The 6,615-nt window shown below is 72.6% G+C and carries 10 protein-coding genes and 1 pseudogene; 4 read left to right on the top strand and 7 right to left on the bottom strand.

Translation table 11 applies throughout. The features are described 5' to 3' along the window. From ACEPPI_RS39360 to ACEPPI_RS39335, 6 genes are all read right to left on the bottom strand, one after another. Window positions 1-195, bottom strand: a 195-nt coding sequence (locus tag ACEPPI_RS39360; protein WP_373918580.1) for a hypothetical protein, incomplete at its 3' end; no start/stop codon positions are given. 59 nt (window positions 196-254) lie between these two features. Continuing rightward, complete coding sequence (locus tag ACEPPI_RS39355; RefSeq protein ID WP_373920057.1) at window positions 255-635, bottom strand: DUF6507 family protein; 381 nt, start codon at window positions 633-635, stop codon at window positions 255-257. Window positions 636-682: 47 nt separating this feature from the next. Next, window positions 683-994: a pore-forming ESAT-6 family protein gene (locus ACEPPI_RS39350; protein WP_373920056.1), complete on the bottom strand. Its 312-nt coding sequence runs from the start codon at window positions 992-994 to the stop codon at window positions 683-685. A 20-nt stretch (window positions 995-1,014) separates the two neighbouring features. Next, window positions 1,015-1,347: a hypothetical protein gene (locus tag ACEPPI_RS39345; protein WP_373920055.1), complete on the bottom strand. Its 333-nt coding sequence runs from the start codon at window positions 1,345-1,347 to the stop codon at window positions 1,015-1,017. 175 nt (window positions 1,348-1,522) lie between these two features. Continuing rightward, entirely contained in the window at window positions 1,523-2,929 is a 1,407-nt protein-coding gene (locus tag ACEPPI_RS39340) for a PH domain-containing protein (protein WP_373920054.1), read from the bottom strand. After that, on the bottom strand, window positions 2,926-3,417 hold the full coding sequence (locus tag ACEPPI_RS39335) for a PH domain-containing protein (RefSeq protein ID WP_373920053.1): 492 nt from the start codon (window positions 3,415-3,417) through the stop codon (window positions 2,926-2,928). Before ACEPPI_RS39335 ends, ACEPPI_RS39340 begins: the two co-directional genes overlap by 4 nt. A gap of 31 nt (window positions 3,418-3,448) precedes the next feature. Between ACEPPI_RS39335 and ACEPPI_RS39330 the strand changes: the two genes are divergently transcribed. The 4 genes from ACEPPI_RS39330 to ACEPPI_RS39315 all read left to right on the top strand — a co-directional run bounded on the left by ACEPPI_RS39330 (window position 3,449) and on the right by ACEPPI_RS39315 (window position 6,192). Next, complete coding sequence (locus ACEPPI_RS39330; RefSeq protein ID WP_373920052.1) at window positions 3,449-4,591, top strand: NADH-quinone oxidoreductase subunit D; 1,143 nt, start codon at window positions 3,449-3,451, stop codon at window positions 4,589-4,591. Between the two features lie 48 nt (window positions 4,592-4,639). Beyond that, complete coding sequence (locus ACEPPI_RS39325; protein WP_373920051.1) at window positions 4,640-5,491, top strand: arylamine N-acetyltransferase; 852 nt, start codon at window positions 4,640-4,642, stop codon at window positions 5,489-5,491. 72 nt (window positions 5,492-5,563) lie between these two features. Further along, complete coding sequence (locus ACEPPI_RS39320; protein WP_266839876.1) at window positions 5,564-5,779, top strand: hypothetical protein; 216 nt, start codon at window positions 5,564-5,566, stop codon at window positions 5,777-5,779. Between the two features lie 80 nt (window positions 5,780-5,859). Next, window positions 5,860-6,192, top strand: coding sequence for a hypothetical protein (locus ACEPPI_RS39315; RefSeq protein WP_373920050.1), 333 nt, complete (start codon window positions 5,860-5,862; stop codon window positions 6,190-6,192). 79 nt (window positions 6,193-6,271) lie between these two features. Here the strand turns inward: ACEPPI_RS39315 and ACEPPI_RS39310 are convergent. Next, window positions 6,272-6,615: pseudogene (locus tag ACEPPI_RS39310) on the bottom strand (hypothetical protein); the annotation flags it as partial.

The raw sequence follows: 6,615 nt of genomic DNA, 5'->3' as shown, positions 1-6,615 counted from the left end.
CGCCGTCGCCGCCGACTCCAGCTGATCGGCGAAGAAATCACTGTCCGTCTTCACCGGCTTCGTCGTCGCGAACAACTGCGCCGCCTCCGGCGCCGAGTAGAACGCCGACAGGCCCTGGAACTCGGAGTCCACGTTCGATCCGGCATCACGGAAGGTACCCGCCGCCGTCGTGATCGCGTTCTTGTCCTGCTCCAACGCCTCAAGGTCACCCGTGAACTGCGGAATCGTGCACGGATTGATCGGAACGTGATCCGTCACTTCTGCTCCGCCCCCGGAAGGTCGATCTTCGGCTCCTTCAGCGCCTCGTTCTGGGCGTTCTGAGCCTGTTCGATGTTTCCGTGCACATACGCCGTCGTGGCCTTGATCGCACCGTTCAGCGAAGCCTCCGTGCGCGCGCTGATGTACGCGATACGGGTCGCGTGGGAGGCCATGAGCTCACCCAGCGCGCCCGCGATCGGGCCCATGCCGCCGCCCTCGCCCGCGGTGCTGCCGCCCTCGGTGACCGTGCCGGCGTGCTTGGCCGCCTCCGGCAGCTCCGTCTGGAGCGACTTGCCCGCCGTCTGGAAGCCCCCCGCGGCCGTGATCGTCTTGTTGACGACCCCCTGCACGCCGGACGGCTTGATGTCCCAGTCCATGACCTACCCCCGTGTCCCCGTGTCCCCGTGATCCGTCCCGCCCGGCGTCAGCCGATGCCGTCGACCGCCGCCTTGGCCTTCTGCAGCGTGGCCTGCGCGGTCGAGTCGTTCTGCTCCAGCGTGCTGCGCACGAGGCGGATGATGTCGCGCACCTCGTTGGCCGCCCGGTTCCAGCGGACTTCCTTGCCGTGGTACTCGTCCGAGACGCCGTCGGCCGTGAACTCGGACATCGCCGCCTTCACCGCCGCGTCACGGTCGCCGAGCACCCGCTCCAAATGGCCGATGATCCCGCCGAGTCCGCCCTGTACCTCCACGGAGGCGGCGATGTCGTACGAGGTGCGGTCCTGGTTCTGTCCCATGTCTGATCGATCCCCCGGTCTCAGCGCGCGCCGAAGCGAGCGGCGTCGAAGTTGGCGGAGCCCATGTTCTGGTGGGCGTTGTCACCCTGCTCGTGGTCACCGGTGGTGAAGGAGGTGTCCATGCCCTGCTGACCGCCGATGATGGCCCGCAGCGAGCCGTTCAGCTCCGCGGTGATGGCGTCCGAGCGCCGCTTGAAAGAGTCGAACGCGGACCGGCCGACACCGTTGAACTTGCCCTCCAGCGGGTCCGCCGCCGCGATCAGCAGCTTGATCAGCGTGCCGAGGTCGTCGCTGGAGCCGCCCGTGGCCTTGCCCAGCTCGGACAGCGTGGTGCTGCCCATGTCGAACTTCATTCACCCACCCCTGACGTGTTGCGCCGTCACTTGCGTCCATACCTGTCTACCGAAGGGACGTTGCGAACACAAACACGGTTTCAGCTGGCCTGAACGTATGTCCGAAAATTGCCCCTCGGCTGGATCCCAGCCCTCCAACAGCCTTTTCCGCACCGGTTGTACGGTGTCGGTCACATCAGGTCATCCAGCGGTCCGGCCGGGCCGCCGCCCGGGAAGTGCGGGAGCGGACCGCCTGCGCGTCCAGCAGCGCGGCGGCCTCCTCGGCACCCCGCAGGCGGGCCGTGACCGTACCGTTCGCGCCGGTGTCCACATGCAGGTCGGCCACCCCCCAAACCCGCTCCCACGGGCCCTGGGAGAGACGTACGCTCTGCACCTTCGCGTGCGGAACGATCTCCGTACGCCGGCACAGCCGCCCGTGCCGGGCCGCGAACAGCTGCTCCGAAACGGCCAGGCCGTACCCCTTCCACCACACCGGCACCACCCACCGCGAGCCCGCACGCGGGGACGGGGCGAAGGCCAGGGCCACCGGGTCCGCGCCCGGCAGCACCCGGGCGATCACGGCATGGGCGGCGGCCCGGGTCGCCACCGGCACCAGCACCCCGTTCTTCGAGCCCGCCACGGCCAGCTCCACCCGGACCCAGCCGCGCCGCCGCCACAGCAGCGGCTCCACGATGCGTACGGTCTGCACCCGCCCCGGCGGCACCGTCTCGTGCTCCCGGTCCAGCAGCCCGTGGTCCAGCCGCAGCCCGTCGGGGGACTCGGCGACCGTCCAGTCGTACTCCGCGAGGAAACGCCCCAGGCTGCCCTTCCACATCGCGCCCAGCATCGGCAGCACGATGGCCAGCGACGCCCAGAGGTTGTCGCTGAGCCGCCACACCACCACCGGGGCGACCAGCCCGGCGGCCAGCGCCGCCCACACGCCGAGGCTGAGCAGCATGGAGACCACCAGGTCCCGCACCGGCACCCGCAGCAGCTCCCGCTGCGGGGCCTCCCCCAGCCCGGCCGCCTCGGCCGGGGCGAAACCGGCCGCACGGGCCAGCAGCTCGGCGCGCAGCGCGACGGCGTCGGGCTCGCTCAGGAAGGCCAGCTCGTCCTTCTCCTCGGTGCCGATCACATCGATCCGGAGCTTGGCGACACCGGCCACCCGGGCCAGCATCGGGCGGGTTACGTCCACCGCCTGGATCCGGTCGAGGCGGATGTGGGCGGTGCGGCGGAAGAGCAGGCCGGTGCGGATGCGCAGCTCGGTGTCGGTGACGCGGTAGTGGGTGAACCACCAGCTGAGCAGGCCGTACGAGCCGAAGACGAGGACCAGCCCGGCCAGCGCGAGCAGCCGCAGCCCGACGGGGAAGGAGCGGAACCACTCCTGGGCCCGCTCGCCCTGCTGGAGGACCAGCCCGACGGTGGCCGTGATCGGCACCCACGCCCGCCGCAGCGGGGTCAGCACGTGCAGCCGGCGCTCCGCACCCCCCGGATCGGCGGCCCCGGCAGGATCGGCGTCGGCGTACCGCCCCGCCGGATCCCCCGGCCCCGGCTGCGGCTGCGGCTCCGCCCCCGGGCCGGCCCCCGCCCCCGGGCCCGTCACAGCCCCGCCGATCGTGCCTCGCCCAGCGCCGTCAGCCGGTCCCGCAGCCGCTCCGCCTCCGCGGGCACCAGCCCCGGGATCCTGGCGTCCGACGCCGCGGCGGCCGTGTGCAGCTGTACGGAGGCCAGCCCGAAGCGGCGCTCCAGCGGCCCGGAGGTGACCTCCACCAGCTGCATGCGCCCGTACGGGACCACCGTCTGCTCCCGCCACAGCACGCCCCGGCTGATCAGCAGGTCGTCGGCCCGCTCGGCGTACCGCCAGGACCGCCAGTTCCGCCCGATCATCACCCACCCCCAGACCAGGACCCCCGGCCAGACCACCCCGAACAGCGCCCACCCCGGCCCGGCCAGCAGCCCCAGCGGCACGGCGGTCGCCACCGTGAGCACCACGGTCCAGATCACCAGCAACAGCCGCCGCAGCCCGAGCAGCCCACCCGGCAGCCCCACCCACTCCGGCTCGCCCGTCTCACGCTTCGTCCCCGTTCCCATCCCCCCACCCTAGGGCTGAGACAATGCGCCCATGACGGAGACCACGGTCGGCATCGGCGGTGCCGCGGAGAGCACCGACATGGTGCTCAACATCGGACCGCAGCACCCTTCCACCCACGGCGTGCTGCGCCTGCGGCTCGTGCTGGACGGCGAGCGCATCGTCAGCGCCGAACCGGTGGTCGGGTACATGCACCGCGGCGCGGAGAAGCTCTTCGAGGCCCGGGACTACCGCCAGATCGTGATGCTGGCCAACCGCCACGACTGGCTGTCGGCCTTCTCCAACGAGCTGGGCGTGGTCATGGCCGTCGAGCGGATGCTCGGCATGGAGGTCCCCGAGCGCGCGGTGTGGATGCGTACGCTCCTCGCCGAGCTGAACCGGGTCCTGAACCACCTGATGTTCCTCGGCTCGTACCCCCTGGAACTGGGCGGGATCACCCCGATCTTCCACGCCTTCCGCGAGCGGGAAGAGCTCCAGGCGGTCATGGAGGAGATCTCCGGCGGCCGCATGCACTACATGTTCAACCGTGTCGGCGGCCTCAAGGAGGACCTGCCCGCCGGCTGGCTCGGCCGGGCCCGCGCGGCCATCGCCGACGTCCGGACCCGGATGGACGTCTACGACAAGCTCGTGCACGGCAACGAGATCTTCCGCGGCCGCACGCGCGGCGTCGGTGTCCTGTCCGCCGAGGCGGTGCACGCGTACGGGGTCTCCGGCCCCATCGCCCGCGCCTCCGGCGTCGACTTCGACCTGCGCCGCGACGAGCCGTACCTGGCGTACGGGGAGCTCCAGGACGTCCTCAAGGTGGTCACCCGCACCGAGGGCGACTGCCTGGCCCGCTTCGAGGTGCTCCTCGACCAGACGCACAACGCCCTCGACCTGGCCGTGGCCTGCCTGGACCGGATGGCGGAACTTCCACCCGGACCGATCAACCAGCGGCTGCCGAAGGTGCTGAAGGCGCCCGAGGGCAGCACGTACGCCTGGACCGAGAACCCGCTCGGCATCAACGGCTACTATCTGGTCTCGAAGGGCGAGAAGACCCCGTACCGGCTGAAGCTGCGCAGCGCCTCCTTCAACAACATCCAGGCCCTCGCCGTGCTGCTGCCGGGGCAGCTGGTCGCGGACATGGTCGCGATCCTGGGCTCGCTCTTCTTCGTCGTCGGGGATATTGACAAATAGCGGGAAAACGCGGGGGAGCCGGGGCCGTTCGCCACCTACGGTGGCGAAATGATCACTGACACATTCGACGGCTACCTGCGCCGGCTCGGCGTCATCGATCCCGGGGCGCCCAGCACCGAGGGACTGTTCGCGCTCCAGCGCGCGCACCTGGAGCGCGTCTCCTACGACAACGTCGAGATCCAGCTGGGCCGCCCGCCCGGCACGGACCCCGGGGTGGCCGCCCGGCGCGTCGCCGACGGACTCGGCGGCTACTGCTACCACCTCAACGGCGCCTTCGCGCTGCTCCTCGAAACCCTGGGCTACGACGTGACCCGGCACTCCGGCGGCGTGTACGGCGACGCCGCCTCGCGCGAGGTCAACGGCGAGCACCTCGCCCTGACCGTCCGCGTCGACGGGGAGGCGTACTGGGTGGACGTCGGTCTCGGCGACGGCCCGTACGAGCCGCTGCCGCTGCGCGAGGGCGCGTACGAACAGGGCGGCTTCCGCTACGCGATGCGGCCGCTGGAGCCGCTGGAGGGCGAGGGGCCGGGCTGGAGCCTGCTCAGCTCCGACATGCACATGCCCCGGATGAACTTCCGCGCGGCCCCGGCGGCGACGGCGGACTTCCGGGAGAAGCACACCTGGCTGTCCACCTCCGAGGACTCGCCCTTCGTACGGACCCTCGCGCTGTTCCGTCGGGACGCGCGGGGCGTCGACGTGCTGCGCGGGCGGGTGCTGCGGCGGATCGACGCGGCGGAGGTGACGAGCGAGCGGGATCTGGGCACGGCCGAGGAGTTCCACGAGGTCCTCTCCACGGTCTTCCGGCGTCCGGGCGACGACCTGAGCCCGGCGGACCGGGCCGCGCTGTGGGAGCGGGTGGACCGCGCCCACACCGTGTGGCTGGCCTCCCGGACCGGCTGACCCCGGGCCGGCGGCGGCCTCCCGGGGCGGGCCGGGCGTCCCGCTGTCGGCGCGGCAGGGCAGACTGGGGGCATGTCCCACTCCCCCCGGCGGGCCTGCCCCGCCTGCGGCCGCGACTGCGCCGTGACGGCCGGCCGGATCGCCCGCCACGACCCGCCGGCCGGCCGTGGGCGCGGCGACCTGGTGTCCTGCCCCGGCTCCCGGGCCCGGGTGGTGCTCGGCGCCTCGGCTCCGGCCCTGGACGGCTTCACCCTCGGGCCGCAGCCGGGCCAACTGCCGCTGTTCTGAGCCGGGACCGGATGCGGGAGCCGCGCGGCTGAGTATCCGTACGGATGCCGGCGCGGGCCGCCCGGCGGCACGATGGCGGGATGTTCCGCAAACCCTGGTACCACTGCCTCGACCTGCCGCAGCCCACCCCCGCCGCGCGGATCCGCGGCAACGCGGTGCTGGCCGCTCTGCTGTTCGTGCCCGCCCTGGTCCTGGCGAAGGTGCTGGTCCTGGCCACGGAGACCGGCGGCCGCTGCCTGGTGCAGGGCGGCTGCCCGCCGTTTCCCGGCACCGCGTTCCTGGTGCTGACCGCGGCCGCGGCGGTCGCGCTGGCCGCGGCGCTGACCGCGCCGCGGCGGATGCGGCGGGCCGCACTGGGCGCCCAGCTGCTGCTGGAGGCGGTGGCGGTGGGTCTCGTCCCGGCGTATCCCTGACGGGCCCGCGCGCACGCCGTCCACAGGCTGTGGACGGCCCTGCGGCGGGCCCCTCAGGGATACGCCGGGAGATCGCCGTCTAGGAGATCGCCGTCCGCAGGCCGACCACGTCGATCGGCTCGGTCTCGTCGTGCTCGGTCAGGTCGATGACCTGACCCAGCGCACGCTGCTCGGGCGTGACCGGCTTGAACTGCGGTCCCGCCGACGATCCTTCGGACTCCGCCTTGTGCACGGCGAGGGCCTCGGCGCCGACCACGTCGGCCAGGTCCTCGTTCTGCACGGACTCGATGGCGGCGCGGGCCTGGGCGGTGGTCTTGGTGCCGAAGAAGTCGAAGCCGCCCTCGACGCGCGAGGCGGAGCGGCGCGGGGCCGCGTACGGGGCCACCGTCGCCGCCGGGCGGCGCGCGGGGACCGCCGGCGCGG

The sequence above is a fragment of the Streptomyces sp. AB3(2024) genome (assembly GCF_041862025.1).
GTDB lineage: Bacteria > Actinomycetota > Actinomycetes > Streptomycetales > Streptomycetaceae > Streptomyces.
Note: the sequence above shows the minus strand (reverse complement) of the source record. Positions and strands in the feature narration are given on the sequence as shown.